Annotated in this window: 25 protein-coding genes; 7 read left to right on the top strand and 18 right to left on the bottom strand. The window is 73.0% G+C overall.

Going from position 1 to position 25,189, the window contains the following annotated elements:
* Positions 1-2: 2 nt before the first annotated feature.
* Genes ppk2 through ABD268_RS19065 form a run of 3 tightly spaced genes read right to left on the bottom strand, consistent with a single transcriptional unit; the run spans position 3 to position 2,373 of the window.
* Positions 3-833 carry a polyphosphate kinase 2 gene (gene ppk2, locus ABD268_RS19075; protein ID WP_344156115.1) on the bottom strand — a complete coding sequence of 277 codons (831 nt, stop codon included), beginning with the start codon at positions 831-833 and terminating at the stop codon, positions 3-5.
* Positions 834-883: 50 nt separating this feature from the next.
* On the bottom strand, positions 884-1,255 hold the full coding sequence (locus ABD268_RS19070) for a hypothetical protein (protein ID WP_344156112.1): 372 nt from the start codon (positions 1,253-1,255) through the stop codon (positions 884-886).
* A gap of 41 nt (positions 1,256-1,296) precedes the next feature.
* A complete protein-coding gene (locus tag ABD268_RS19065) occupies positions 1,297-2,373 on the bottom strand; it encodes a histone deacetylase family protein (protein ID WP_344156109.1) in 1,077 nt (358 codons plus the stop codon).
* A 48-nt stretch (positions 2,374-2,421) separates the two neighbouring features.
* On the opposite strand from ABD268_RS19065, the gene ABD268_RS19060 reads away from it, so the two are divergent.
* Both ABD268_RS19060 and ABD268_RS19055 read left to right on the top strand, forming a co-directional pair.
* A complete protein-coding gene (locus tag ABD268_RS19060) occupies positions 2,422-3,498 on the top strand; it encodes a P1 family peptidase (protein WP_344156106.1) in 1,077 nt (358 codons plus the stop codon).
* A complete protein-coding gene (locus ABD268_RS19055; protein ID WP_344156103.1) occupies positions 3,495-5,456 on the top strand; it encodes a CocE/NonD family hydrolase in 1,962 nt (653 codons plus the stop codon). Before ABD268_RS19060 ends, ABD268_RS19055 begins: the two co-directional genes overlap by 4 nt.
* Here the strand turns inward: ABD268_RS19055 and ABD268_RS19050 are convergent.
* The 10 genes from ABD268_RS19050 to ABD268_RS19005 form a co-directional block, all read right to left on the bottom strand.
* Complete coding sequence (locus ABD268_RS19050; RefSeq protein WP_344156100.1) at positions 5,444-6,100, bottom strand: SDR family oxidoreductase; 657 nt, start codon at positions 6,098-6,100, stop codon at positions 5,444-5,446. The two genes, ABD268_RS19055 and ABD268_RS19050, sit on opposite strands and share 13 nt — an antisense overlap.
* A 55-nt stretch (positions 6,101-6,155) precedes the next feature.
* Positions 6,156-6,401 carry a hypothetical protein gene (locus ABD268_RS19045; protein WP_344156097.1) on the bottom strand — a complete coding sequence of 82 codons (246 nt, stop codon included), beginning with the start codon at positions 6,399-6,401 and terminating at the stop codon, positions 6,156-6,158.
* A gap of 31 nt (positions 6,402-6,432) precedes the next feature.
* Positions 6,433-6,651, bottom strand: a complete 219-nt coding sequence (locus ABD268_RS19040) for a hypothetical protein (RefSeq protein ID WP_344156094.1) — start codon at positions 6,649-6,651, stop codon at positions 6,433-6,435.
* 148 nt (positions 6,652-6,799) lie between these two features.
* Complete coding sequence (locus ABD268_RS19035; protein ID WP_344156092.1) at positions 6,800-7,975, bottom strand: FAD-dependent oxidoreductase; 1,176 nt, start codon at positions 7,973-7,975, stop codon at positions 6,800-6,802.
* A complete protein-coding gene (locus ABD268_RS19030; protein WP_344156090.1) occupies positions 7,968-9,083 on the bottom strand; it encodes an aromatic ring-hydroxylating oxygenase subunit alpha in 1,116 nt (371 codons plus the stop codon). The genes ABD268_RS19035 and ABD268_RS19030 overlap by 8 nt, the downstream gene beginning before the upstream one ends.
* Positions 9,080-10,120, bottom strand: a complete 1,041-nt coding sequence (locus ABD268_RS19025) for an ABC transporter ATP-binding protein (protein ID WP_344156088.1) — start codon at positions 10,118-10,120, stop codon at positions 9,080-9,082. The genes ABD268_RS19030 and ABD268_RS19025 overlap by 4 nt, the downstream gene beginning before the upstream one ends.
* Positions 10,117-11,088: an ABC transporter ATP-binding protein gene (locus ABD268_RS19020; protein ID WP_344156085.1), complete on the bottom strand. Its 972-nt coding sequence runs from the start codon at positions 11,086-11,088 to the stop codon at positions 10,117-10,119. The genes ABD268_RS19025 and ABD268_RS19020 overlap by 4 nt, the downstream gene beginning before the upstream one ends.
* Positions 11,088-11,999, bottom strand: coding sequence for an ABC transporter permease (locus tag ABD268_RS19015; protein ID WP_344156081.1), 912 nt, complete (start codon positions 11,997-11,999; stop codon positions 11,088-11,090). The genes ABD268_RS19020 and ABD268_RS19015 overlap by 1 nt, the downstream gene beginning before the upstream one ends.
* Positions 11,996-13,033, bottom strand: a complete 1,038-nt coding sequence (locus ABD268_RS19010; RefSeq protein WP_344156078.1) for an ABC transporter permease — start codon at positions 13,031-13,033, stop codon at positions 11,996-11,998. Before ABD268_RS19010 ends, ABD268_RS19015 begins: the two co-directional genes overlap by 4 nt.
* Before the next feature lie 49 nt (positions 13,034-13,082).
* A complete protein-coding gene (locus ABD268_RS19005) occupies positions 13,083-14,936 on the bottom strand; it encodes an ABC transporter substrate-binding protein (RefSeq protein ID WP_344156075.1) in 1,854 nt (617 codons plus the stop codon).
* A gap of 18 nt (positions 14,937-14,954) precedes the next feature.
* On the opposite strand from ABD268_RS19005, the gene ABD268_RS19000 reads away from it, so the two are divergent.
* Complete coding sequence (locus tag ABD268_RS19000) at positions 14,955-17,102, top strand: prolyl oligopeptidase family serine peptidase (RefSeq protein WP_344156072.1); 2,148 nt, start codon at positions 14,955-14,957, stop codon at positions 17,100-17,102.
* Positions 17,099-18,430 carry a M20/M25/M40 family metallo-hydrolase gene (locus ABD268_RS18995; RefSeq protein WP_344156069.1) on the top strand — a complete coding sequence of 444 codons (1,332 nt, stop codon included), beginning with the start codon at positions 17,099-17,101 and terminating at the stop codon, positions 18,428-18,430. The genes ABD268_RS19000 and ABD268_RS18995 overlap by 4 nt, the downstream gene beginning before the upstream one ends.
* Here the strand turns inward: ABD268_RS18995 and ABD268_RS18990 are convergent, their stop codons facing one another.
* From ABD268_RS18990 to ABD268_RS18975, 4 genes are all read right to left on the bottom strand, one after another.
* Complete coding sequence (locus ABD268_RS18990; protein ID WP_344156065.1) at positions 18,431-18,808, bottom strand: cupin domain-containing protein; 378 nt, start codon at positions 18,806-18,808, stop codon at positions 18,431-18,433. It lies immediately after the preceding gene.
* Between the two features lie 105 nt (positions 18,809-18,913).
* Positions 18,914-19,489: a GNAT family N-acetyltransferase gene (locus ABD268_RS18985; RefSeq protein ID WP_344156063.1), complete on the bottom strand. Its 576-nt coding sequence runs from the start codon at positions 19,487-19,489 to the stop codon at positions 18,914-18,916.
* A complete protein-coding gene (locus ABD268_RS18980) occupies positions 19,486-19,893 on the bottom strand; it encodes a secondary thiamine-phosphate synthase enzyme YjbQ (protein WP_344156061.1) in 408 nt (135 codons plus the stop codon). The genes ABD268_RS18985 and ABD268_RS18980 overlap by 4 nt, the downstream gene beginning before the upstream one ends.
* Before the next feature lie 39 nt (positions 19,894-19,932).
* The gene (locus ABD268_RS18975) at positions 19,933-20,634 is read right to left on the bottom strand and encodes a helix-turn-helix transcriptional regulator (RefSeq protein WP_344156058.1); all 702 of its coding nucleotides are present in this window, start codon (positions 20,632-20,634) and stop codon (positions 19,933-19,935) included.
* A gap of 49 nt (positions 20,635-20,683) precedes the next feature.
* Here ABD268_RS18975 and folE point away from each other — a divergent pair, with 49 nt between their 5' ends.
* From folE to ABD268_RS18960, 3 genes are read left to right on the top strand one after another with little or no spacing between them, the layout of a single operon-like run.
* The gene (folE, locus tag ABD268_RS18970) at positions 20,684-21,328 is read left to right on the top strand and encodes a GTP cyclohydrolase I FolE (protein ID WP_344156055.1); all 645 of its coding nucleotides are present in this window, start codon (positions 20,684-20,686) and stop codon (positions 21,326-21,328) included.
* Positions 21,325-22,533, top strand: a complete 1,209-nt coding sequence (locus ABD268_RS18965; protein ID WP_344156052.1) for an NAD(P)/FAD-dependent oxidoreductase — start codon at positions 21,325-21,327, stop codon at positions 22,531-22,533. Before folE ends, ABD268_RS18965 begins: the two co-directional genes overlap by 4 nt.
* 36 nt (positions 22,534-22,569) lie before the next feature.
* Positions 22,570-23,352, top strand: a complete 783-nt coding sequence (locus ABD268_RS18960; protein ID WP_344156049.1) for a GNAT family N-acetyltransferase — start codon at positions 22,570-22,572, stop codon at positions 23,350-23,352.
* 115 nt (positions 23,353-23,467) lie between these two features.
* Here the strand turns inward: ABD268_RS18960 and ABD268_RS18955 are convergent, their stop codons facing one another.
* Complete coding sequence (locus ABD268_RS18955; RefSeq protein WP_344156046.1) at positions 23,468-25,006, bottom strand: hypothetical protein; 1,539 nt, start codon at positions 25,004-25,006, stop codon at positions 23,468-23,470.
* Between the last annotated feature and the right edge of the window lie 183 nt (positions 25,007-25,189).

Genomic DNA, 25,189 nt, shown 5'->3' with positions numbered 1-25,189 from the left:
CGTCACCAGCCGAGGCTGGCGCAGTGGTCGGGGACGTACGTCGTGTGCTCGCGCGGCGGGCGCTCGTAGCCCTTCGGCTTCGGCCGGGGCGGCAGCTCGAGGACCGGCTTCGCCACGTCGGTGTACTCGAGCGTCGAGAGCAGGTGCGCCATCGTGTTGAGCCGGGCCCGCTTCTTCACGTCGCTCTCCACGACGTACCACGGCGCCTCGGGGATGTCGGTGTGCACCATCATCTCGTCCTTGGCGCGCGAGTAGTCCTCCCAGCGGCTGATCGACTCGAGGTCCATCGTGGACAGCTTCCACTGGCGCATCGGGTCCTCGAGGCGGGACTTGAAGCGCTTCTGCTGCTCCCGGTCGCTGACGGAGAACCAGTACTTGCGCAGCAGGATGCCGTCCTCGACGAGCAGCCGCTCGAAGATCGGGCACTGGTGCAGGAAGCGGCGGTACTCCGCCGGGGTGCAGAAGTCCATCACCCACTCGACCCCGGCGCGGTTGTACCAGGACCGGTCCAGGAGCACGATCTCGCCGGCGCTGGGCAGCTGCTCGATGTAGCGCTGGAAGTACCACTGGCTCCGCTCGCGCTCGGTCGGCGCCGGCAGCGCGACGATCCGCGCCACCCGCGGGCTGAGGTACTGGGTGATCCGCGTGATCGTGCCGCCCTTGCCGGCAGCGTCGCGCCCCTCGAAGATCACCACGATGCGCTGCTTCTCGGCGCGCACCCACTCCTGCACCTTGACCAGCTCGGCCTGCAGCCGGAACAACTCGGCCTCGTAGGCCGCCGTGGGCACGTTCTGCTCGGCCTTGTCACCGCCCTCGCCACGGTTCTTCCCCATGCTCCAGCCTAACCGCCCAGCGGCGCCGTGGAGCGGCTCCGGCGAGCGGCTCAGAGCCGGGCGACGAACCGCCGCCCCCGCAGCGCCTCCTCCACGAGACCGGCCGCGCGACGCAGCCCGGAGAGCCGGGCCTCCTCGGCCAGCCAGGTCTGCACGGCCGCGTCCACGACCTCCAGGGCGGCCACGTCGCGCAGGTCGGCCCGCGCCTCCGAGAGCCCGCGGCGCACGGCGACCTGGCTGGCCTCGACATGCAGCACCGCGAAGCGGGCCAGCACCACCAGGTGGCGGCGCAGCGCCGGATAGGAGCGGTACTCCGGCGGGCAGATGTCGAGCAACCAGCTCTGGGCCGTCCGCTCCCAGTCCGGGGCGTCGGGCGGCCGGACCGGGGCCGGCCAGCCGGGCGGGGCGACGTACGTGGGCATGGACCCATCGTACGACAGGATCGAACACGTGTTCGACCGATCTAGGAGGTCGCGTGCCCTTCGACGTACGCCGCCACCAGGCCGCCGAGGCTGGGCAGGTGGTAGCCGCCCTCCTGGACGAGCACGGCCGGCAGCCCGAGCGCGCCGAGCGCCCGGCCGGCGCCCCGGTACCCGTCGGCCGTCACGAGCAGCGGGCTCTCCGGGTCATCCGCGGCGGCGTCGACGCCGAGCGAGACCACGAGGGCGGAGCACCCGGCGGAGCCGGCCCAGTCGGCCAGCTCGCCGACCGCCTCCACCCAGCGGGCGTCGCGCGTGCCCTCCGGGAGCGGCAGGTTGCGCGTCGTGCCGGCACCCTCGCCGGTGCCGGTCTCCGTCGCGTGCCCGAACAGGTGCGGGAACCACCCGGCGCCCGGGTCGACGTGCACCGACCCGTAGAGCACGTCGGCACGGTCCCAGAAGATCGCCTGGGTGCCGTTGCCGTGGTGGGCGTCCACGTCGACGACCGCGACCCGCTCGTGCCCGGACCGGCGCAGCGCCTCGGCCGCCACCGCGGCGTTGTTGAGGTAGCAGGAGCCGCCGTACCCCGCCCGGGTCGCGTGGTGTCCCGGCGGCCGGCACAGCGCGTACGCCGTCCGCTCCCCCGCCGCGACCAGGTCCGCCGCGGACAGCGCCACGTCGATCGCCGACCGCGCCGCGGGCCAGGTCCCCGGGCCGACCAGTGTCATCGTGTCGTAGCACCAGCGGCCGGTCTGCGCGTGCAGCGCGACCGCCGGCGTCGGCGTCATCCCCTGCGTCATGGCCGGGGTCGGGAAGAAGTACGGCACCACCCGGTCCTGGCCGACCAGCTCGGCGTACGGACCCGCCGCCCACGCCTCGGCGGCGGTTGCCAGGAAGTCCAGGAGCCCCTCGTCGTGCACCGCGGACAGCACCGCGTCGTCGTGTCGGGTCGCCTCGTGCCGCGGGTGCCCCTCGAGCGCAGCGAGGATGGCGTCGACCCGCGCGGGGACCTCCACGGCCGGGGTCGCGGCGCCCACCCAGATCTCGTGCCGCGGCTCGTGCAGGCGGGTGTCCGGGGACCAGACCACCGGGACCCGACCCGGTGTGGAGGAGGTCGTCACCGCGTCAGCATCCCACCACCGCAGCCGCGGCCGGGGCAGGATGAGGGCATGCCGCGCGCCAGAGACCTCGGCCTCCGCATCGGGACGCTGCCGACCGGGCCGACCAACTCGGTCCTCGACGTCGCCGGCGTCGGTGTCGGCCACGCCACGGTCCACCGTGACGAGCCGCCCCCGCCGCAGGGTCGTGGGCTGGCCCGCACGGGCGTGACCACCGTGGTGCTCGCCGAGGACGCCTACCACCGGCCGGTGCCGGCCGGCGGGGCCGTGCTCAACGGCGCCGGCGAGTGCACCGGCTTCCTCACCGCGGCCGAGTGGGGCTCGGCCGAGACCCCGGTCCACCTGACGTCCACGATGCAGCTGGGCCGGGTCTACGACGCGGCCTGCGAGATCGAGCTCGAGGAGCACCCCGAGGTCGCCGACGACGTGGTGATCCCGATCGTCGGCGAGTGCGACGACTCCCACCTCAACGACTGCCGCCGGATGCAGGTCACCGCCGAGGACGTGCGGGTGGCCCGGCGGGCGGCGCTGGTCAGCCGCGGCTCCGGCGTACCTCCCGACGAGGGCGCGGTCGGCGCCGGCACCGGCATGTCCTGCCTGGGCTTCAAGGGCGGCATCGGTACGGCGTCCCGGGTCACCGCCGAGGGGCACACGGTCGGGGTGCTGCTGCTCACCAACTACGGCGTGCGCGAGCAGCTGGTGGTCGCCGGCGTCCCCGTCGGCCGGCTGCTGCCCCCGGCACCGTCCGCCCCGACGAAGCCGGCCGGGTCCTGCCTGGGCCTGGTCGTCACCGACGCGCCCGTCGACGGCGCGTCCTGCGCCCGGCTGGCCCGGCGGATCGGCCTCGGCCTGGCCCGCACCGGCTCGGTGGCCCACCACGGCAGCGGCGAGATCTTCCTCGGCTTCGGGACCGGGAGGCGGCTCGACCGCGACGGCCGCCCGGACGGGACTCCGCTGGTCTCCGGCCGCGCCCTGGACCCGCTGTTCAGCGCCGTGGTGGAGGCCGCCGAGGAGGCCGTGCTCAACTCCATGCTCACCGCCCCGACCACGGTCGGCCGGGACGGCCACTCCAGCGAGTCGCTGCACTCGCCGGAGGTGCTCGCCCTGCTGGACGGCGTGCGCCGATGACCGGCACGCGGCGCGAGGTGCTGGTCCCGATGAGCGACGGGGTCGAGCTGGCCGCGACCCTGTTCCTCCCCGACCCGGCGAGCGGGCCGCAGCCGTGCCTGCTCGAGGCGCTGCCCTACCGCAAGGACGACCTGACCTCGTCGTACGCCGCCGGCTACGAGGCGCTGCGCGACGCCCACGGGTACGCCGTGTGCCGGCTCGACCTGCGCGGCACCGGGTCGTCGTCGGGCGACGCCACCGACGAGTACCCCGCCGAGGAGCAGCGGGACCTGGTCGAGGTGATCGCCTGGCTGGCCGCCCAGGACTGGTGCGACGGAGGTGTCGGCATGTTCGGCACGTCGTACTCGGGCTTCAACTCGCTGCAGATCGCCTGCGAGCGGCCGCCGGCGTTGAAGGCGATCTGCGCGATCTACGCCACCGACGACCGCTGGACCGACGACGTGCACTGGCGCGGTGGCGCGCTGCGGCTGGTCGACCTCGTCGACTACTGCCACTACATGACGCCGATGTGCGTGCTGCCTCCCGTGCCGGCCGTCTGGGGCGAGGGCTGGCAGGACGAGTGGCTGCGACGGCTCGCGACGAACGAGCCGTGGGTGCTGACCTGGCTGCGCGAGAGCGTGCACGGCGACTACTGGCGCCGCGGGTCGGTGCGGCTCGGCGCCGACGGCGCCGGCTACGAGCGGATCGCCTGCCCGACGATGCTGGTGGCCGGCTGGGCCGACGGCTACCGCAACAACTCGTTCCGGACCGTGGCCGCGCTCGCCGCGAACGGCGTGCCGCACCGGTTGCTCGCCGGGCCCTGGGCGCACGCCGACCCGACGCACGCCATGCCGGGCCCCCGGATCGACTTCGACACCGAGATGGCGGCGTGGTTCGACCGGTGGCTGCGCGAGCCTGTCGAGCGGTCCTCGGTGGTCGAGCCTGTCGAGACCTCCCACTGCGACGTGTTCGTCCGCTCCTCGACCCGCCCCGAGCCGGACCTCGACCTGCACGAGGGCCGGTGGCTGCGGCTGCCCTCGGTGCCGCCCACCACGACCCGGACGCTGGGCCTGGAGGGCCAGCAGTCGCTGGCCGTCGTGCCCGACCTCGGCACCGCGGCGTGGATCGACTGCGCCGGCCACCTGCCGTGGGGCCTGTCGACCGACCAGCGTCTCGACGACGCCCGGTCCCTGACATGGGACCTCGACCCTCCGCGCGACCCGGTCGTCGGCCATCCGCGGGTGACGCTCCGGGTCAGCGCCGACGCCCCCGCCGCCTCGCTCTCGGTGAAGCTCTGCGACGTCTTCCCCGACGGCACGTCCGCGCTGGTCTCCCGCGGGACCCTCGACCTCGCGTTCCGCGACGGCGTCCACGGGACACCCGCACCGCTCGTCCCGGGCGAGGAGCACGACGTGCCGCTCGACCTCGATGCGTGCGCCTACTCGTGGACGCCGGGCAACCGGCTGCGCGTCAGCGTCGCCGGGGCCGACTGGCCCAACACCGTCGCTCCCCCGGCGCCGGTCGCGCTCACCGTCCACCGCGGCTCGCTCGAGCTGCCGCTGCTCGTCGGTGACTTCCCGGCGCCGACGTTCACCCCCGGAGCCGAGCACTCCGCGGAGAGCGCCGAGGGCGTCACCTGGGAGATCCGCGACGACGTCCTGCGCCGCACCACCCACGCCCGCACGCACGCGGTCTCGGAGTACGACACGCCGTACGACGGCCGCGCCCGGGAGGACTACTTCGGCGAGGTCGGCGTCGACCGGCGTACCTTCGCCCAGACCGCGCACGCGCAGACCACCCTCGAGCTCGCCTGGCCCGGTGTCGCCGTGCACGTCCGGTCGGTGATGGACGTGACGATCACCGGCGACGGCGTCGACGTCGCCATCGAGACCTGGGCCCGGCTCGACGACGAGCCGGTCTCGCACCGCACCTGGCACGAGCGGCTGCCCCACCGGGGTGGAGGGCGTCAGCCGGCGTAGGGGACCTCGGTGCGCCAGTCCGCCTCGTCCTGGCCCGCCGCGGCGTGGATCGCCTCGGCGACCCGGTCCGGGGTGAAGGCGCCCTCGCGGGAGAGCGTGCCGCGGACGGTCACGGAGACCGCGCGGATGCCGTCCGGCTCCAGGGTCGTGTCGAGGCTGTGCACCAGGTTCCGGACGCCGGCCTTCTGGACGCCGAGCGAGGCCGCCTCGTTCCACGGCTTGTCGGCCGCCATGCTGCCGGTCACCGTCACCCGGCCACCGACACCCATGAACGGCCGGGCCGCCTGGACCGCGGTGAGGAGCGCGCCCACACCCAGCGCGACGTCCTCCAGCAGCTCGCGGACGGTCAGCTGCAGCGGGTCCTTCTGCCGGAAGGCGCTCGGGTTGAAGTGCAGCACGTCGATGCGGCCGAAGTACTCGCCCAGCTCGGCGATCGCCGCCGTGCACGCCTCCACGTCGGTGATGTCCACGACCGCCGTGTCGACGTCGACGCCCCCGTCGCGGAGGGTCTCGGCGAGCCCGTCGAGCTCGGTCTGGTCGATGCCGAGCAGCCCGACGTCGTACCCCTCACGGGCGAACCGGCGCGCCACCGAGCCGCTCACACCGGGACCTGCACCCACCACGACGATCACGGGGTTGCTCATGGGGCCACCCTAGAGGCGTCCCGGGCAGGGCGCGCGTTGCGACGGCGTGGCCCGCTCAGGAGTAGCGGTGGCTCTTCGCGGCGTGGCCCTTCTCGCGCGTGCAGGTGCGCCCGCTGATGGCCCGATGGCCGCACAGCGACGCCTCCGGAGGCTCCGGGTCGGCCGCGGGACGCTGGGCCACGACTGGTTCGGGCGCGGGCTTCGCAGGCCTCTTCGACGTCGCGCGGGACGTGCCGGCGCGTGCCGCGGATTCGGCGTAGCGAGCCTCACGCATGGCGCGCAGGTCGTCCATCTTGCTCATCGCTGGTTCACCGGACCGTCTCCATGTCCGGCTACAGCCTCGACATCTTGTGGAACGGGCTCGTGATGCGAACCGTCCGCGTGCGGAAGTCGACCGTCACGGCGTCGGCTTCCTTGCCGATCACGCGACCCACCCCGTACGCGTCGTGCGAGACCAGGTCGTCGAGCTCGAACTGCTCGATCGTCGGCTCGGGGTCCGGCTTGAAGGGGCTGCTGGCGAGGTGCCGCCGTGGACCGTATGAGGATGTCATCACCTCCAGTATGCTCCTCCGCCCTCAGCACAGAGACGCCGGACCGCGCGCAGGACGTGATTCGTCGCCACGACGTGCCCCCGGGTGCCGATGACCAGCGCCCGGTGGACCCCGCCCCGCAGGCCTCCTGCCGGCGGGCCTGCTCCGGTCACACCAGCCAGCGTGGCGCGTGGTCGGGGTCGGTGAGTGCCGGGCGGTCGAGGGAGAAGGTGGGCGAGACGGTGTCCCGCTCGCCGGTTGCCAGGTCGGCGAGCAGCCGCCCGAAGGTCGGCGCGAACTTGAACCCGTGCGCCGCCCCCAGCCCGACCACCACCGACTCGTGCCCCGGCACCCGGTCGATCACGAAGTCCCGGTCGGGGGTGAGCGTGTACTGGCAGCGCAGCGACCGCACCGGCCGGCCCGCGCCGGGCAGCACCCGGGCCACGTGGTCGGCCAGCAGCGCGAGCAGCTGCGGGTCGACGTCGTCGGTGCGCCGGTCCGGGTCGACGACCGGCCCGCCGCAGTCCTGGGCGGCCTTGACCGTCGGCTCGCCGTAGCAGGGGAACCCGTAGAAGGACGGCTCGTCCATCCAGATCCACAGCGGCAGTCGGCCGGGCTCGAACAGCGCCGGCCGGTCGGGGGCGAAGTACGTCGCCTGCTCCAGGGTCACGGTCAGCGGCACCCGGTGGCCCAGGCCGGCGAGCACGTCGTTGGTCCAGGCGTCCGCGCAGACGACCACGCCCCGGCAGCGGTACGCCGTGCCGCCGGCCCCGACCTCCACGCCGGCGGGGCCGAGGTCGCGGATGCCCGTGACCGGCGACCGGTCGCGCAGGACCGCGCCGTGCCGGACCGCGAGCTGCTGCATCAGGCGGGTGCCGCGGCCCGCCGGCACGATCGCGGCCGCCTCCTGGAACAGCCCGGACGTCCCCTCGGGGAGCCGGAACTGCGGCCAGCGCTCGTGGACCCCGTCCACGCCGAGCAGCTCGAAGTCGATGCCGACCTCGGTCAGGCTGTCGACGTAGTCGGCCATTGGGATCGCCGGGTCCGGCGGGAAGAGGTCGAGCCCGCCCACGGTGGTGACCAGCTCCTCACCCCCGCCCAGACCGGCACTGTCCGCGGTCAGCCGCGCCCAGTCGTCGTACGCCTGCTGGGTGAGCCGGACGTACTCCGGCGTGTGGTAGCTGTGCCGCAGGATCCGGCTGGTGTCGTGGCTGGCGCCGCGGTGGTGCCCCAGCTCGAAGCGCTCGAGCCCGACGACGGAGTGGCCGCCCCGGGCCAGCTGGTGGGCCGCGGCGCTGCCGAGCGCACCGAGGCCGATGACGACGAAGTCGCAGGACTCAGCCACCGGTGGGCCCGGGATCCTGCGCCAGCCTCGGCAGCAGCCACCGCCGGATGTCCGCGCTGTCGTCCTCCATCGGCGCGAACCAGCCGTGCGTGTAGCTGCGCGACGACATCCCGCGCTGCACGGACTCGCAGATCGCCCAGTCCTGCCGGTTCACCAGGTCCCACAGGTCGGCGGCGTCGGAGGGGTCGAACCCGGGGTCGGCGACCGCGTCGGCCGCGAAGAGCAGGTGGCAGTCGATGCGGGTGCGGTCCACGTCCTGGGGCAGCAGCACGAACGCCGCCACGTGGTCCGCGGAGCAGGAGAGCATCAGGTTGGGGTGCACCAGCTCGCCCTTGTGCCGGCTGCGCTCGGCCTCGGACAGACCCGGGAGCGGCGCCCGGGTGGTGGTGCCGGTCGTCGTGAAGGTCCACGCGCCCTCGCGGTGCGGGATCCCGTCCTCCCAGCCCAGCCCGGCACCGCCGCCGCCGAAGGCCGGCACCAGCCGGGTGAGCTCGGGGTGGACCGGCCCGCAGTGGTAGCACTCGTTGTAGTTCTCGGCGACCACCTTGTAGTTCGCGGCCACCTCGTAGGTCAGCGTGTGTCCGGTGACCAGCGCGCCCATGGCGTAGTTGGCGAGGTGGGTCGCCGCCCGCTCCAGCACGGCGCCGATCGGGGCCGCCGACGAGGGCGTGAGGTGCACGAAGAGGAAGCTCGCCCACTCCTCCACGCCGACCGGGTGCAGCGAGAAGTCCGCCGGGTCGATGTCGTCGGTGTGCGGGGAACGGAGCAGCTCGCCGGCCAGCGAGTAGGTCCAGGAGTGGTAGGGGCAGCGAAGCGCGCCCACCGCCGCGCACGTCGGCCCGGCGCCGGCCGGGGTCGGGAAGAGCTGGGAGCCGCGGTGCCGGCAGACGTTGTACGCCGCGTGCAGCGCGCCGTCGTCGTCCCGGGTCACCAGCACGGACTCGCCGGCCACGTCCACGACCGCGACCCGGCCACCCTCGGCCAGGCCGAGGTCGCCGGTGCGTCCGACGCAGAACCACTCGGCGTACAGCACCCGGTCGCGCTCGCGCAGCCACGCGTCCCGGTCGACGTACATCTCCCGGGGCAGCGCGGCCTGCAGCGGACTCACGCCAGGCTCCGACTCTCCGGGGATGTCCGGGGGCCGGTGGAGTTGCGCAGCCGCGCGAGGTGGCAGGCGACGTGGTGCCCGACCGTGTCGTCGGGAAGGATCTCCAGCGGCTGCTCGCGGCAGCGGTCGTCGACGCCCTCGGCGGCGGCGGTCCCGTCCTGCAGCGCGGGGCAGCGTGGGTGGAAGCGACAGCCGCCCGGGATCCTGGTCGGGTCCGGGATCTCGCCGGTGAGCACCACCGGGCGCAGCTCCTCCATCTCCGGGACGACCGAGAGCAGCGCCTGCGTGTAGGGGTGCTGCGGCGCCTGCAGGACCTCTTCGGTGGGGCCCGCCTCGACGATCCGGCCGAGGTACATGACCGCGATCCGGTCCGCGATGTTCCACGCCAGGCCGAGGTCGTGGGTGACCACGAGCACGCCCAGCCCGAGCTCCTCGCGCAGCCGGAGCAGCAGGGCGAGGATCTCGCCGCGGATCGAGGCGTCCAGGCTCGAGACCGGCTCGTCGGCGACCAGCAGCTCGGGACCGAGGGCCAGCGCACCTGCGATCAGGACCCGCTGGCGCTGGCCGCCCGAGAGCTCGTGCGGGTAGCGCAGGAAGAGCGCCTCCGGGGGCCGCAGCCCGGCCGAGGACATCGCGGCGGCGACCAGCTCGGCCTCGGTGCGCCGCTCCGGGTCCTTCGCCACGATGCCGTGCAGGCGCAGGCCCTCGGCCACCGACTCGTAGACCGTCTGACGCGGGTTGAGCGCGCCCGCGGGGTCCTGGAGCACCATCTGGACCCGGCGGCGCAGCCTGCGCAGCGCGCGGGTGGAGTAGCTCAGCGGCTCCCCGTCGAAGACGATCCGCCCGGAGGCCGGGCGCTCGAGGCCCAGCATGGTGCGAGCCACCGTGGTCTTGCCGGAGCCGGACTCCCCCACCAGCGCGACGATCTCGCCGGCGCCGACCCGCAGGTCGACGCCGTCGAGCGCCCGGGCGACCTGGCCGCCCCGGGTGATGAACTCGACGTTGACGCCGTGCGCCTCCAGCTGCGGACCGGTCATGACACCTCCGCCAACCGGATGCAGGCGGCCGACCGGTCGTCGCCGAACGAGAGCAGCTCGGGCACCGCCAGCGTGCAGTCCTCGATCGCGCGCGGACACCGGGGCGCGAACGCGCAGCCCGGGGGGAGCGCCGCCGGGTCGGGTGGGTCACCCGGCAGCCCGGAGGGCGCGAACCGGGCCGCCCGGTCGCCCACGCGGGGGAACGCTGCGGACAGGGCGTCGGCGTACGGGTGCAGGGCCTCGCCGAAGACCATCTTCGACGGGCCGGTCTCGATGACGCGGCCGCCGTACATCACCACGATCCGGTCGCACAGTTCGGCGAGCACGGAGAGGTCGTGGCTGATCATCAGCATGCCGACGCCGAGCTCGTGCACGAGGGCGGAGAGCACGTCCAGCACCTGGGCCTGCACCATCACGTCCAGCGCTGTGGTCGGCTCGTCGGCCACGATCAGTCGGGGCCGGCAGGCCAGCGCCATCGCGATCATCACCCGCTGCTTCTGCCCACCCGAGAGCTGGTGGGGGTAGGCGCGCGCCCGGACGGCCGGCATGCCCACCTGCTCGAGCAGCTCTCCCACCCGCGCCCGCACCTGCTCGTCGGGCACCTCGGGCGTGTGCACCCGGATCGGCTCCGCGATCTGGTCGCCGACCCGGCGCACCGGGTTCAGCGAGTGCAGCGCGCCCTGGAAGACCATGGACGCGCCGGCCCAGCGCAGGGCGCGCAGGTCGCCCCACCCCATGGTGAGGACGTCGCGGCCCTCGAAGAGCACCTCGCCGGTGACCGTCGCGGTCTGCGGCTGCAGGCGCAGGATCGTGCTCGCCAGCGTGGACTTGCCGCAGCCCGACTCCCCCGCGAGACCGACGATCTCGCCGCTGGCGAGCTCGAGGTCGACGTCACGGACAGCCGGGACGTCACCGGTCTCGGTCCGGTAGGTCACCGACACTCCACGCATGCTCAGCAGGTCGGTCATCAGCGTCCCTTCAGCCGGGGGTTGAGGACCTCCTCGAGCGCCTGCCCGATCAGGGTGAAGGAGAGCACGACCAGCACGACACACACGCCCGGCGGCACGATGAACCACCACGCCCCGGTGGTGATGGCGCCGACCGAGAACGCGTCGTCGAGCATCGAGCCCCATGACACCCGGGTGGGATCGCCGAGCCCGAGGAAGCTCAGCGTGGTCTCGGTCAGGATCGCGATGGCCACGGTGAGCGTGGTGTTGGCGAAGACCATCGGCATCACGTTGGGCAGCACGTGCCGGCTCATCTGGTGCCATCGACCGGCACCCAGGACCCGGGCCCGCTCGAGGTAGGGCCGCTCCTTGATCGACAGGGTCTGGGCGCGGATCAGCAGGGCCGTGCTGGGCCAGGAGGTGATCCCGATGACCAGCACGATGTTGAACAGCGAGCGGCCGAGCACGGTCGCGAGGACGATGGCCGCCGGCAGGAACGGGATCGCCAGGAACCACTCGGTCACCCGGAACAGGGCTCCCCCGGCGAAGCCGCCGAAGTAGCCCGAGGTCAGCCCCACCAGCGTGCCGATCACCATCGAGATCAGGGTCGCGGCCAGCCCCACGAGGAGCGAGATCCGGGCGCCCCACAGCAGCAGGGTCAGCACCGAGCGGCCTTGGTCGTCGGTGCCGAGCCAGTATTCCGAGGACGGCGGCTCCAGCACGCCGCCGGTCGCCTTGGTCACCTGGAGGCCCTCGGACGAGGCCAGCACCGGCGCGGCCAGCGCGAGGACGACGAAGACCGCCAGGATCGCGAGCCCGGCCACTCCGGACCGCTTGCGGCGGAAGAGTGCCCAGCCCCGGGCGAGGCTGGCTCGCCGCCGCCGCCGGGCCAGCTGGCGTGCGGAGAGAACCGGGCCCGCGTTGGCGCTCATGTCCGCACCCGCGGGTCGAGGACCCCGTAGAGCAGGTTCGCGGCCAGGTTCGCCAGGATGACGCCCGCGGACGCGACCAGGAAGACCCCCTGCAGCAGCCAGAGGTCGGGGACCTCGAGCGCGTCGACGCCGAGGAGGCCGAGACCCGGGATCGAGAAGACGGTCTCGACGGTGATCGCCCCGGCCACGATGTAACCCATGCTGAGGGCGATGACCGTCGTGGTCGGCAGCAGCGCGTTGGGCACGGCGTGCCGGTTGCGCACGACGATGTCGCGGAGCCCCTTCGCCCTGGCGGTGGTCAGGTAGTCCTCGCCGAGCTCGTCGAGCATCGAGCTGCGCATGATCAGCGAGTAGTCGGCGAGGTAGGCCAGCGTCAGGGTGATGACGGGCAGTGTGAGGTGCCAGGCCGTGTCCAGCACGCCCGACAGCGACGAGGGATCTGCGTCGACCGAGTGCAGCCCGCCGGTCGGGAAGATCCCGGGGATCGGGCCCCAGCCGACCGCGAAGACAGCGATCAGGAGCAGCCCGAGCCACCACTCGGGCATGGAGTAGAGCGTGAGCGAGGTGCCGGTGGACGCCTTGTCGAAGGTGCCGCCCCGCTTCCAGGCCCCCCGGATGCCCAGCCAGACGCCGATCAGCGTGGCCAGGACCGTGGAGGTGCCGACCAGCAGGATGGTCGGCCACATCCGGTCGACGATCAGCTCCGAGACGGGGGCGCGGTACTTCAGGGAGATGCCCAGCTCACCGTGCGCCAGGTTCGTCAGGTAGGTCAGGAACTGCTGGGGCAGCGACTCGTCCAGACCGTAGGTCTTGTTGAACTCCGCGATCTGCTCCTTGTTCGTGAACCGTCCGCGGCCCAGCGTGCGCGCCGGGTCGCCCGGGATCACCCGGAACAGGAAGAAGTTGAGCACCAGCATGAAGGCGAGGCTGCCCACCGCACCGAGGACCTTCGTCAGGACATACCTGCCGTACCCGTGGTGCCTCGCGCGCGGCTGCGGGAGAACGCTGCTCTCGGTCGCGGTGGCGAGGCTCATTCGGGGTCCCCGCGGAAAGCGAGCGGAGCGAGTCTTTTCGTGGGGTGGTTCATTCGCGCTCGCCGACCGTCGCGCGACGACGCACGAGCACGACCCCGCCCGCTGCTGCCAGGACGACCACGGCGCCGCCCGTGATGATCCAGAACGTCGAGCTCGAGCCGCCGCTGTCCGAGGGGGCCGTCGCGCCGATGGCACTCGTCACCCCGTCGCAGTCACCGGCCTCGTCGGCCGGCCGCATCGCCGTGTAGTTGTGCCCGCCGTACTGGATCAGCCAGACGCCGCCCGGGTCGGGCTGGGGCTGGAAGCACGCGAACCGGTCACTGCGTACCGCCTCGCCGGTCGTGATGTAGACGGTGACCAGGTAAGGCGAGGCCTCGAAGATCATCTGCTGCATCTTCGTCACCATGGCCACGCGCTTGTCGTGGTCCATCTCCACGTGCTGCTGCTCGTACATCCGGTCGTACTTCTTGGTGCAGTACCACGAGTCGGACAGGGCGCCACGCGCGTCGCAGGTGAAGTAGCTGAGCACTCCGTCGGGATCGGCCTCGACGTACCAGCCCCACTCGAAGGCGTCGTAGTTGCCGTCGAGGATCACCTCGGTGAGCCGGCCGGACGTGTACGGGACCACCTCGGCCTTGATGCCGAGCTCGTCGAGCCACTCCTTGAAGTAGTCCATGGTGTTGATCGAGGTGTCCGATGTCGCGTCGCTGCGGGCCGCGAGCCGCAGGGTCCCCAGCGGGGACCCGTCCGGCATCGTCCGCAGCCCGTCGGACCCCTTCTTGTAGCCGGCCTCGTCGAGCAGCTGGCCGGCCTTGTCCAGGTCGAACGTGAACGCCTGGTCCTCCGGTGGCTCCCACCTCCACTCGGAGTAGGACGGCGGGATGATCGTCTGTCCTGGCTCCGCGGCGCCCTGGTAGACCTTGTCCGCGATCAGCTGGTTGTCCATCGCGTAGCCGAGCGCATGCCGGAACTTCGGGTCCTTCAGCGCCGGGTTGCCGTCCCCCTTCGGCTGGCCGGTCTCGGGGTCGACGGCGCCGGTGTTGAACGCGATCTCGTCGAAGTAGACCCCGTTGCCGAAGTGAGCCGTGATCCCCGGCTTCCCCTCGAGCGACTTGACCTGCAGGGGGGAGATGTCCTCGGCGAAGTCGATCTCGCCCTTGATGAGCGCCTGGACCATCGGGTCCGCGCTCTTGTAGACCTGCATCACGACCTCGTCGATGTGCGGGGTCGGACCCCAGTAGTTGGGGTTCCTCTCGAAGCGGTACGTCGAGCCACCCGCCGTGCCCTCGACGAGCGTGAAGGCGCCCGAGCCGACCACGGGCTGGCCGTTCTCGGGCTCCGCTGCGTAGCTCTTGAGGTCGTCGACGTTGACGTTCTTCCAGATGTGCTCGGGCACGATCGGGATGGGGAGGAGCGGGAGCGAGGCGATCGGCTGACTCAGCTTGAGCACCACATGGGTGTCGTCCGTCGCGGTCGCCGAGGTTGCGCCCTTGAGGTAGGTGCCGTAGTTGACCGCCCAGGGACCACCGTCGTCGATGATCCGGCTCAACGTGAACGCGACGTCGTTGGCCGTCAGGGGCTCGCCGTCGGACCACTTCACGCCGTCGCGGATGGTGAGGGTCCAGGTCAGCCCGTCGTCGGAGTGGGACCACTTCGTGGCCAGCTCCGGCTCGGGCGAGATGTCCTTCATCGAGTAGCCGACCAGGAAGTCGTAGTTGAGCGCCCACGCCTCGTAGGCCTCCGACTGGACGCCGAGGAAGGGGTTGAACGAGTCGACCTCGCTGAGGATCCCGAGCGTGAAGGTCGTCTTGTCGGCGGCGGTCGCCGGGGCAGCGGCCCCGCCCAGGGCGAGCCCCGGCGTCAGGAAGGCTGCCGTCAGGCCGGCCGCCGCCAGCAGGCTCACGGGAGTACGTTGACCGCCATGACCCGACCTCCGGTGGCCCGACGCGAGTCGTTCGAGCACTGCGAGCACGGCGTGACGCGCCCGGATCCCTACCACTGGATGCGCCACTCGACGTCGGACCTGCTGGAGAACCTGGCCGCCGAACGGGCCTTCTACGACTCTGCGTGTGCGCATCTGCACTCCCTTGTCTCCACCGTTAAGGCCGAGATGGTGTCCCGAGTTCCGGACGCCGACGTCTCACCGACGTGGCGGCGTTCGAGGTTTTCCTACTACACCCGGCACCTCGCGGGAAGTGACTACGGTCAGTTGGTCAGAGAAATCCATGGCTCCGAGACCGATTCGATACCGAATCCGGACTTCGAAGGCGGGTCACGCGACGAAAACCGCACCCCACTGCTATCAGGGCAGGTCGTGCTGGACATCGGCTCGCTGGCCGACGACAGCGGCTACCTCGACCTCGGCCTGACCCTGGTCAGCCCCGACGAGGACCTGCTCGCCTACTCCGTCGACACCGCCGGCGACGAGGTGTTCACCCTGCGGTTCCGCGACCTGCGCACCGGCGCCGACCTCGATGACGTGGTGCCGCGCAGCTACTACGGCGGCGCGTGGAGCGCGGACTCGGCCTGGTTCTTCTACACCGTCCACGACGAGGCCTACCGCCCGCACGAGGTGTGGCGGCACCGGCTCGGCACCCCGGTCGAGGACGACGTGCGGGTGCTGGTCGAGCCGGACGAGCGGTTCGAGCTCACCCTGCGGCAGAGTCGCAGCGGCGACGTGGTCCTGATCCTGGCCGAGAGCCGGGACACCGGCGAGACCTGGGCGGTCGACGCCCACTCCCCCGAGTCGCCGGCGCGATCGGTCGGCGGCCGCCGGCGCGGCGTGCTGTACCGCGCCGAGCACGTCCGCGACGAGACCGGTCCCGGACGGCTGCTGCTGGTGACCAACGACGAGGCGCCGGAGTTCCGCCTGGTCGACTGCCCGGTGCCGCTCGACGCCGACCAGGACCACCGCACCTGGCGTGAGGTGCGGCCCGAGGACCCCGCCGAGCGCCTCGAGCGGGTCGACGCGTTCGCCGGGCACGTCGTGATGAGCCTGCGCAGCGGCTCCGAGCACCGGCTCCGGATCGTCCCCGCCGACGACCTGGCCGGCCCCGGCACCGTGCTGGCCAGCCGGTTCCCCGCCGGCGCGGTCCACCTCGCCCGCAACACTGCGTACGACGCCTCCGCGGTGACCGTGACGGACCGGGCCCACGTCGAGCCCCCGGTGTGGTCCGACGTCGACCTCGCCTCCGGGAAGGTCGAGGACCGGCTGCGGGAGGGGGCGCCCGGGCACGACCCGACCCGGTACGTCACCGAGCGGATGAGCTTCCCGGCGCCGGACGGGACGCTCGTGCCCGCCACCGTGATCCGGCACCGGGACACGCGCCTGGACGGGACCGCGCCGGCGTTGCTCTACGGCTACGGCGCCTACGAGGCGACCGAGGAGCCGGACTGGGACCCGGCCCTGCCGAGCATCCTGGACCGGGGCGTCGTCTACGTGCACACCCACGTCCGGGGCGGCGGCGAGGGCGGCCGCGGCTGGTGGCTCGACGGGCGTCTGGAGCACAAGCACCGCACCTTCTCCGACCACCTGGCGGTGGCCGATGGCCTCGACGGGCTGGTCGACGGGACCCGGATCGCCACGCGCGGCCTGAGCGCCGGCGGCCTGCTCCAGGGCGCCGTCCTCAGCCAGCGGCCCGGTCGGTGGCGCGCCGTGGTGGCCGAGGTGCCGTTCGTGGACGTGGTCACGACGATGTTCGACGCCGCCACGCCCCTGACCGTCACCGAGTGGGACGAGTGGGGCGACCCGCGCAAGCGCGAGGAGTTCGACTGGATGCTGGCCTACTCCCCCTACGACAACCTGCCCCCCGCCGGCGGCCGCCCCGACCTGCTGGTCACCGGAGCCGTGCACGACCCGCGGGTGATGGTCCGCGAGCCCGCCAAGTGGGTGGCCGCCCTGCGCGCGAGCGACCCGGAGTGGTCGCCCCGCTGCCTGTTCCGCTGCGAGACCGGGGCCGGCGCCCACGTCGGACCGTCCGGCCGGTTCGGGCACCTGGCCTACGAGGCCGAGGTGCTGGCCTGGGTGCTCGACCGGTTGGGGGTCCATGGTGGGCCGGTGGCCCGGTGAACCCGCTGCACGAGGAGGTCGTCGAGCTCACCCGTCAGCTGGTCCGCTTCGACACCAGCAACGCTCCCGAGGCCGCGCTCGGCCGCAAGCCGGGCAACGAGACCGGCCCGGCGGCGTACCTGCTCGACCACCTCACGGACGCCGGGGTCGACTGCGAGCTGGTCGCCCGCGACCCGGACCGGGCCAACCTGGTGGCGCGGATCCCGGGCACCGGGGAGGCGCCCTCGCTCGCCTTCGTCGGCCACACCGACGTGGTGCCGGCCGACCCGCGCGACTGGACCCATCCCCCGTTCGCCGCGGTCGTCGACGAGGCCGGCTTCCTGTGGGGGCGCGGCGCCATCGACATGAAGAACGAGGTGGCGGCGCGCGCGGTGGCGATGGCCGAGCTGGCACGGTCCGGGTTCCGGCCGCGGGGCGACCTGTGGCTCCTCGCGGTCGCGGACGAGGAGGACGGCACCGCCGACGTCGGCATGCGCTGGCTGCTCGAGGCCCGGCCGGACATCCGGCCGGACCTGGCGATCAACGAGGGCGGTGGCGAGCGGCTGCCGCTGCCCGACGGACGCACCGTGCAGACCGTCAGCGTGGGCGAGAAGGGCACCTACCCGGTGCGCGTGGTCGCGGTCGGCGAGGCCGGCCACGCCTCCACGCCCAGCGTCGGGGACAACGCCGCACCACTGCTCGGCGAGCTGCTGCGCCGCGTAGGCCGGGGCATGCCGAGCCGCACACCCTCGGCACTCGTGGACCGCACGCTCGAGCTGCTGCTGGGCGAGCCGGTCACCGACCTCGAGCAGGCCATCGCCCGGGCGGCCGCCCTGCACCCGGTCCTCGCCCACTCGCTCCCGGCCCTGGTCGGTACGACGATGGCGCCGACGCTGCTGGCCGGGTCGACCACGCGCAACGTGATGCCCGCGCGCGCGTCGATGGAGCTGGACTGCCGGATCCTGCCGGGCACGACGGAGACCGACGTCGAGCGCGAGGTCCGAGCCCGGCTCGGCCCGGACCTCGCCTACGAGCTGGAGTGGCCCGAGCAGCTGGTCGCCGGCAGCGCCTCAGCCGCGGACACCCCGCTCATGACGGCCCTCACCGAGGTGCTCCGGGCGGGCGGGGACGACGCGCTGCCGCTGCCGGTCATCAGCACCGGCTTCACCGACTCGGTCTACCTGCGCGCGGCCGGGACCCCCACGGCGTACGGCTTCAGCCCGTTCCGGTCCACCTCGGCCGAGGTGCTCACCGCGGGCTTCCACAACGCCGACGAGCGCGTCCACATCGACGACCTGCTCCTGGCCGTCACCTTCCACGTGGACCTTGCCCGTCGGCTGCTCGGGTAGCTAGTGCGACACCTTCTCCATGTTCCGGGTGACCGCCTCCATGGTCTGCTGCAGCTGCTGGGTCGGGCTGAACTCGACGACCTCGGTGCCGGCGTAGAGCTCCGGGGTGTGCCCCGGCCCCATGTAGTAGGCGTCGCCCGCCTCGAACGTCTCGTCGCCCTGCTTGCCGTGGAACGTGACCTTCCCCGCGACCACGTATCCCCAGTGCGCGCACTGGCACTGGTCGTCCGGCAGGCCGCTGAAGAACGGTGTCAGGTCGACGTCGGCGGTGTACCTCTCGAACGCCACCGTGTAGCCGTCGTCCATGTTCTCGAAGTGACCCTCGTAGCCCTCGACCTCGACGCTCTCCGACGCCGTCGTCCTCGATGCCTTCGACATTGCTTCCTCCATCTCTGCCCGGCGCCCGCCTCACCGAGGCTCCGAGGATCATGCTTCGCCGGCTGCCGGGGGGGTGGCTAGGGCCGATCAGCCCTCCGGGCCTTGTCAGGCGAAGCGCGCCTCGAGCTCGGCGAGGTCCGGGTCCCGGAGGCCGACGCAGTCGGCCGCCCAGAACGGGTCGCAGTAGACGAGCTGCCCGGTCATCCACGGCTCGTGCGCCGAGAGCAGCGCGACCTGGAACGCCGCGACCGGGATCCGGACCGAGGGCCGGACGAAGCCGAGCTCGCTGGCGCGGTTGAAGCCCCGGGCGCCGTAGTACGCCGGCGAGCCCTCCAGGAACACGGCCGGGCTCCCTGCGGTCTCGGCGGCCTGGAGCGCGGCCGCGACCAGGGCGGTGCCGACACCACCGCGCTGCCGGTCCGGGGCGACCGAGAGCGGGCTGAGCACGAGCACGTCGACGAGGCGCTCACGGGCGTCGACCCACGAGTGGTTCAGCTGCACGTGGCCGACCACGGCCCCGTCCACCTCCGCGACCAGGCTCAGCTCCGCTCGCTGCGCGGCGTTCAGGGCGTCGACCATGTCGGCGACCACCAACCCCTGCTCGCCGAAGGCGGCCTCGACCACGGCGCGCACGGCGGTGCGGTCGACCATCTGTTCCGGCCGGATCTCGAACGAGCTCACGCCGCCCCCAGGAAGCTCAGCCGGACCTGACGTTCGGCGTTGTCGACGTTCAGGTCCACCAGGCACACGCTCTGCCAGGTGCCGAGCATGAGGCGTCCACCGAGGACCGGGACGGTGGCGTACGGCGGCACCAGCGCCGGCATCACGTGCGACCGGCCGTGCCCCTCGCTCCCGTGCCGGTGCTGCCACCGGTCGTCCGCGGGCAGCAGGTCGCCCAGCGCCGCCAGCAGGTCCTCGTCGCTGCCGGCGCCGGTCTCGATGATCGCGATCCCGGCGGTGGCGTGCGGCACGAAGACGTGCAGCAGCCCGTCCCCGCGTCCGTCGACGAAGTCGGAGCAGTCGCGGGTGAGGTCGCGGACCGTCTCCTGCCCGCCCGTGCGGTAGGTGCGCATCTCGGAGTCCATCCGCCGAATGGTGCCACGCCGGCGGGGAGCGCCGGCACGTCAGTGCGCGGCGACGACCACGCAGCAGCGGTCCTCGGCCGGGGCCAGACGCGCCTCGACCCCCGAGCACCCCAGCCCTTCGACCACCCCGCCGACGAACCCGAGGTTGACCCCGCACACGAGCTGCGTGTGGGCCCGGGCGAGCGAGTCGAAGGGGCAGTTGCGCAGGCACACCTCCTCGTCGGCGACCGTCGGCTCGAACCCCTCACCGGCCAGCGCGGTCGCGGTGCGCTCGAGCTCGGCGCCCGCGGACTCGGCGTACGCCGTGCCGACCTTCCGGCCGCGGGCACGTGCCTCCTGCCGCAGCGCCTCGGCCAGCTCGCCGCCCTCGAGGCTCCGCTCGACGGCGGCGGCGAGGATCGAGCCGACCAAGTCGTAGTTGCGCCGGGGCAGCGACACGGCGACCTCGCGCGCGGACCGCCGGTAGAGCTTGGCCGGACGGCCGGCGCCGGGACCGCTGCGACCCGTCAGCCGCCGGTACTCGACCTCGAGCAGGCCCTCCTCGACCAGCCGGTCGAGGTGGAAGCGCGCCGTGTGCAACGGCACGGCCGCGCCCGCGGCTGCCTCCTCGCGACCGACCGGCCGCCCCTCGGCGACCACCACCTCGTAGAGCTTGCGGCGGACCGGGTCGCCGAGCGCCGCGATCGCCTCGATCTCGTCGTCCATCGTCCGCGCCTCCCGGGTCTTGACGGTGGTTGCCACCAGTCTCTAACGTTCACATTACTGACTTTTAGAAGATTGGGGAAGCCTCATGAGCCACCTGGCATCCACCGGGAGCCTCGCCCACGAGACCGTCGATCGCAGCCACTGGCGGCAGCGCGTGGCACGGCCGGCGCCGGACGTGGACCTCGACGCCGCCGAGGCCGCGGCGGGGACCATGCTCGCCGCCCTCGGGCTGCCTGTCGACAGCGACGACATGCTGGAGACGCCGCGGCGCCTGGTCGCGGCGTACGCCGAGATGCTCACGGTCCCCGACTTCGACCTGACGACCTTCGCCAACAGCGCCGGGTACGACGAGCTGGTCCTGGTGCAGGACATCCCGGTCCGATCCCTGTGCGAGCACCACCTGCTCCCCTTCGTCGGGGTCGCCCACGTCGGCTACCTGCCGGACGACCGGATCCTAGGGCTGTCCAAGTTCGCCCGGCTGGTCGACTTCTTCGCGCGTCGCGCGCAGACCCAGGAGCGGCTGACCACCCAGATCGCCGACCACCTGCAGGAGCGGCTGGCCCCGGTGGGCGTCGGCGTGGTGATCGAGGCCGAGCACTCGTGCATGTCGCTGCGGGGCGCCCGTGCCGAGGGGGCGCGTACCGTGACATCGACGCTGCGGGGTGCCCTGCGTGAGGATCCCTCCAGCCGCGCCGAGTTCCTGGCCCTGACCCGAGGAGGCACCCGATGAGTGACCGGATCGTGGTGGTCGGCGGCGGCCTGGCCGCCGGCACCACCGTGGTGGAGCTCCGTGACCGCGGCTTCGACGGCGAGATCACCGTGGTCGCCGACGAGGCGCACCCGCCCTACGAGCGACCGCCACTCTCGAAGTCGGTGCTGCTCGGCGAGAAGGAGGCCGACAGCGCGATCCTCAAGGACGTCGGCTGGTACGCCGACCACGCCGTCGACCTGCGCACGGCCACCCACGTCGAGAGCCTCGACCTGGCCGGGCGCCGGATCCTCGCCGCCGGCGAGTCGATCCCCTACGACCGGCTGCTGCTCGCCACCGGCGCGCGGCCACGCCGGCTGGCGCTGGCGGACGACAGCGGCGCCTCGGTCGGCTACCTCCGCACGATGGACGACTCGGTCGACCTGCGTCGCCGGTTCGGCGAGGGCTTCCGGCTCGGCGTCATCGGCGGCGGGTGGATCGGGCTCGAGGCGGCCGCCGCGGCGCGCATGTCGGGCGCGGAGGTCACGGTCCTGGAGTCGCTCGACCTCCCCCTGCTGCGGGTGCTGGGCCCGGAGGTGGCCGGCGTGATGGCCGAGCTCCACCGCGAGCACGGCATCGACCTGCGCACCGGCGCCGAGGTCACCGGCATCAGCCGGTCCGGCGACGAGGTGCACGTGCGGCTCGCCGACGGCAGCACGATGGTGGTCGACCACCTGCTGGTGGGTGTCGGGGTCCAGCCCAACACCGAGCTCGCGGACGCCGCCGGGCTCGTCGTCGAGAACGGCATCCGCACCGACCGGCACCTGCGCACCTCGCACGAGGACGTCTTCGCCGCCGGCGACGTGGCCAACGCCGACCACCCCGTGCTCGGCACGTCCCTGCGGGTGGAGCACTGGGACACCGCGATCCAGCACGGCAAGGTCGCGGCCGCCAACCTGATGGGCGGGCAGGCCGACGCCGACGCGCTGCCGTACTTCTTCACCGACCAGTACGACTTCGGGATGGAGTACGTCGGCCACGCCACCCCGGGCGCCTACGACCGCGTGGTGCTGCGCGGTGATGTCGAGGGCCGGGTCTTCACCGCCTGGTGGCTCGACGGCCCCCGCGTCGTGGCCGGCATGCAGGCCAACGACTGGGATGCGATCGACGTCGTACGCCGTCTCGTCGGCAGCACCGTCGACCCCGACCGACTCGCCGACGAGGGCACTCCCCTCACCGACGTGTAGGCCCACGCTGTGGACCCCGCCTGCTAGAAACTGCGCATGCACCTGCGCTCCCTCGGCTACCGGACCGACCTCGCCCTGCTCCAGCTCGACGGCAGCGTGGTCGAGGACCGGGGCACCCACCTGGTGGTGCGGACGCCGGCCAACCCCACCTTCCACTGGGGGAACTACCTCCTGCTCGCACATCCCCCGGAGCCGGGCCAGGCCGACCACTGGGTGAAGACCTTCGAGCGCGAGTTCCCGGACGCGCTGCACCGGGCGTTCGGCGTGGACGGGGCCGAGGGCTCCGTCGGCGACCTCGCGGCGTTCGCCGAGCTGGGCTACGAGACCGACGCCTCGTCGGTGATGACGGCGCGCGCGGTGTCCCCGCCCGCTCGGCCGCACCCGACGGCCGAGGTCCGCCCGCTGGTCAGTGACGACGACTGGGCGCAACAGGTCGAGCTGGCCGTTGAGGGCGAGGACGAGCACTACAGCGTGGAGTTCGCCACCCGGCGGGGCGAGGCGCACCGGCGCAACGTCGGGAACGGCCACGGCCAGTGGTTCGGCGCCTTCCTCGACCAGCGGCTGGTCGCCTCGATGGGCATCTTCACCTCGGCCGACGGCCTGGCGCGCTACCAGGAGGTCAAGACCCACCCGGGGTTCCGCGGCCAGGGGCTCGCCGGCACGCTGGTGCACGCCGCCGGCCGGCACGCGCTCGACGAGATGGGCGCCGAGACGCTCGTCATGGTCGCCGACCCCGACTACCTGGCGATCCGGGTCTACCGCTCGGTGGGCTTCGACGACACTGAGACCCAGCTCGGGGCCAGCCGCGTCCGCGCCTGACGGCGGAAGCTTCCGACGGCCCCGGGCCCAGGACGTGCGTGACCACGACGGTGACCACCACGATCACGAGCCCGGCACCGAGCCTGATCAGCCATCGCACAGCGGAAGTATGCGCTCAGGCGGCCTTGCTGGCGCAGTGTTCCCACCACAGGCGGGCCAGGCTGCGCTGGAGGGGGTCGGGGCTGGTGAACCCTGCGGCGTCGAAGTCGCTGATCGGGTGGGTGCCCCGGGGGTCGACGACACGCCAGAGTCCGTGCGGGGTGCGCCACAGCCAGGCGTCGACGCCGATCTGGAGGACCCGGTAGCCGAGATGGGTCTTGGCCCGGTGTGTGGTGCGGCCCAGGGGGGCGGCGTTGTGGTCGCCGGTCTGCTTCGGGGGGCCGGTGGGGTCGTAGGGGGTGGGGTGGTCCAGGTCGATGCGTTGGCTGTTCCCGGTGACCCGGGTGGCGTGGGGGGCGGCTTCGGCGGGCATCCGCAGCCTCGTGCGGTGCCGGACCGCCTGGGGGAACTCGTAGCCGTCCACGGCGTGCCGGTCGGCCAGGTCGACCACCGGCGTGACGGTGACCCGGGTGTGCGCCACCAGACCCACCACCTGTTCGAGCAGGTGCGGGCCGATCCCCTCGACCCTCGCGACCCCGGGGGTGCCGTCCAGCACCTCCTGGTGCAGGTGCACGAACAGCTGCACACTCGGGGCCAGCGTGGTCAGGTCGGCGGCCCGGAACAGGTCCAGCGCCTCCTGCGACAGGGCGGTGGACCGGGACTCCGCGAGCGGGTCGACCCCCTCGGGCTCGGGCTCGGGCTCCGCGGCATCGGTCTCGTCCGCAGCCTGGGTGTCCTGCTCGGCGGTGTGGGCGGCCTCCAGCAGCAGGTGGAGGAGCTCGGCGGGGCGGGCCAGCCACCCGAACGCAAGGGCGCGGAGCTCATCCCGGGTGAGGTCATCCCCGGGGTCCTCGGGGCGCAGGTCCGGTCGGGTGGTGAGGAGGTCGGCGACCCGGTCCACGGTGGCGTCGATCCAGACCGCGTCCCCGGCGGCGACCCGGGCGATCACGGTGCGCAGCCCGTGCTCGTCGGTCCGCGACAGCCCCAGGTACCGGCGGCGACGTTCCGCCGCCAGCTTCTCGGCGTGCCCGGCGGTGTCGGCCTCGATGATCGCGGCCTCGGCGATCGCCAGCACCCGGCCCGCGGACACCCGGCCGAGGACCGTCGCGACCGCGACGTCGACCAGCCCCACCAGCCCCAGCGGCAGCTCCCGGGTCTTGGCGGCGACCTTGCGGGCCACGAACGCGTCCCCGGCCAGCGCCTCCAGCCGGGCCCAGGTCAACGGCAGCCGGTGCCGCAGGTCCAGCACGTCGGCCACCAGCGCCCGGGCCGCCTGGGCGTGCACCTGCCGCGCGATCCCCAGCTCGTGGAAGCACAGCTCCCGCACCTTCGGGGTGCCCTCCCCGCCCACGCTGATCAGCCGGTCCGCGCCCGGCCGGCCCCGCACGAACCCCGGATCCTCCCGCAGGTCGCTGCCGTGCAGGGCGGCCCAGTGCGCCGCGACCCGCAGGTCGTCCAGCTCCACCTGGCGGCGCCGGACCACCAGCCGCTCGGCCAACGCCAACGTCTCCGCGGCGTCCGCCGGCGGCGCGTCGGGGGCGGTGGCCAGGTCCATACCTGATTCTATCGAACACCTGTTCGAGTCGGCAAGCGCTCATTCACAGATGTGGAATGTCATGTGGCAGGACATCGGTGACAGTTCTGCATCAAGACATCGGTAACACTTTGAATCATCTTGGTGGTGACACTTCTGCCCCGAGGCTTCGGCGGTGGCTGTCAGTGAACCCATCGATCCCCG

This window comes from Nocardioides koreensis (genome assembly GCF_039531775.1).
In the GTDB taxonomy this organism is placed as follows: domain Bacteria; phylum Actinomycetota; class Actinomycetes; order Propionibacteriales; family Nocardioidaceae; genus Nocardioides; species Nocardioides koreensis.
Note: the sequence above shows the minus strand (reverse complement) of the source record. Positions and strands in the feature narration are given on the sequence as shown.

What these genes read in the sequence shown, in the direction of transcription:
- ppk2 (WP_344156115.1), bottom strand. Translation starts at nt 833, where the DNA reads ATGGGGAAGAACCGTGGCGAGGGCGGTGACAAGGCCGAGCAGAACGTG.
- ABD268_RS19070 (WP_344156112.1), bottom strand. Translation starts at nt 1,255, where the DNA reads ATGCCCACGTACGTCGCCCCGCCCGGCTGGCCGGCCCCGGTCCGGCCG.
- ABD268_RS19060 (WP_344156106.1), top strand. Translation starts at nt 2,422, where the DNA reads ATGCCGCGCGCCAGAGACCTCGGCCTCCGCATCGGGACGCTGCCGACC.
- ABD268_RS19055 (WP_344156103.1), top strand. Translation starts at nt 3,495, where the DNA reads ATGACCGGCACGCGGCGCGAGGTGCTGGTCCCGATGAGCGACGGGGTC.
- ABD268_RS19050 (WP_344156100.1), bottom strand. Translation starts at nt 6,100, where the DNA reads ATGAGCAACCCCGTGATCGTCGTGGTGGGTGCAGGTCCCGGTGTGAGC.
- ABD268_RS19045 (WP_344156097.1), bottom strand. Translation starts at nt 6,401, where the DNA reads ATGAGCAAGATGGACGACCTGCGCGCCATGCGTGAGGCTCGCTACGCC.
- ABD268_RS19040 (WP_344156094.1), bottom strand. Translation starts at nt 6,651, where the DNA reads ATGACATCCTCATACGGTCCACGGCGGCACCTCGCCAGCAGCCCCTTC.
- ABD268_RS19025 (WP_344156088.1), bottom strand. Translation starts at nt 10,120, where the DNA reads ATGACCGGTCCGCAGCTGGAGGCGCACGGCGTCAACGTCGAGTTCATC.
- ABD268_RS19020 (WP_344156085.1), bottom strand. Translation starts at nt 11,088, where the DNA reads ATGACCGACCTGCTGAGCATGCGTGGAGTGTCGGTGACCTACCGGACC.
- ABD268_RS19015 (WP_344156081.1), bottom strand. Translation starts at nt 11,999, where the DNA reads ATGAGCGCCAACGCGGGCCCGGTTCTCTCCGCACGCCAGCTGGCCCGG.
- ABD268_RS19010 (WP_344156078.1), bottom strand. Translation starts at nt 13,033, where the DNA reads ATGAGCCTCGCCACCGCGACCGAGAGCAGCGTTCTCCCGCAGCCGCGC.
- ABD268_RS19000 (WP_344156072.1), top strand. Translation starts at nt 14,955, where the DNA reads ATGACCCGACCTCCGGTGGCCCGACGCGAGTCGTTCGAGCACTGCGAG.
- ABD268_RS18990 (WP_344156065.1), bottom strand. Translation starts at nt 18,808, where the DNA reads ATGTCGAAGGCATCGAGGACGACGGCGTCGGAGAGCGTCGAGGTCGAG.
- ABD268_RS18980 (WP_344156061.1), bottom strand. Translation starts at nt 19,893, where the DNA reads ATGGACTCCGAGATGCGCACCTACCGCACGGGCGGGCAGGAGACGGTC.
- folE (WP_344156055.1), top strand. Translation starts at nt 20,684, where the DNA reads ATGAGCCACCTGGCATCCACCGGGAGCCTCGCCCACGAGACCGTCGAT.
- ABD268_RS18965 (WP_344156052.1), top strand. Translation starts at nt 21,325, where the DNA reads ATGAGTGACCGGATCGTGGTGGTCGGCGGCGGCCTGGCCGCCGGCACC.
- ABD268_RS18960 (WP_344156049.1), top strand. Translation starts at nt 22,570, where the DNA reads ATGCACCTGCGCTCCCTCGGCTACCGGACCGACCTCGCCCTGCTCCAG.
- ABD268_RS18955 (WP_344156046.1), bottom strand. Translation starts at nt 25,006, where the DNA reads ATGGACCTGGCCACCGCCCCCGACGCGCCGCCGGCGGACGCCGCGGAG.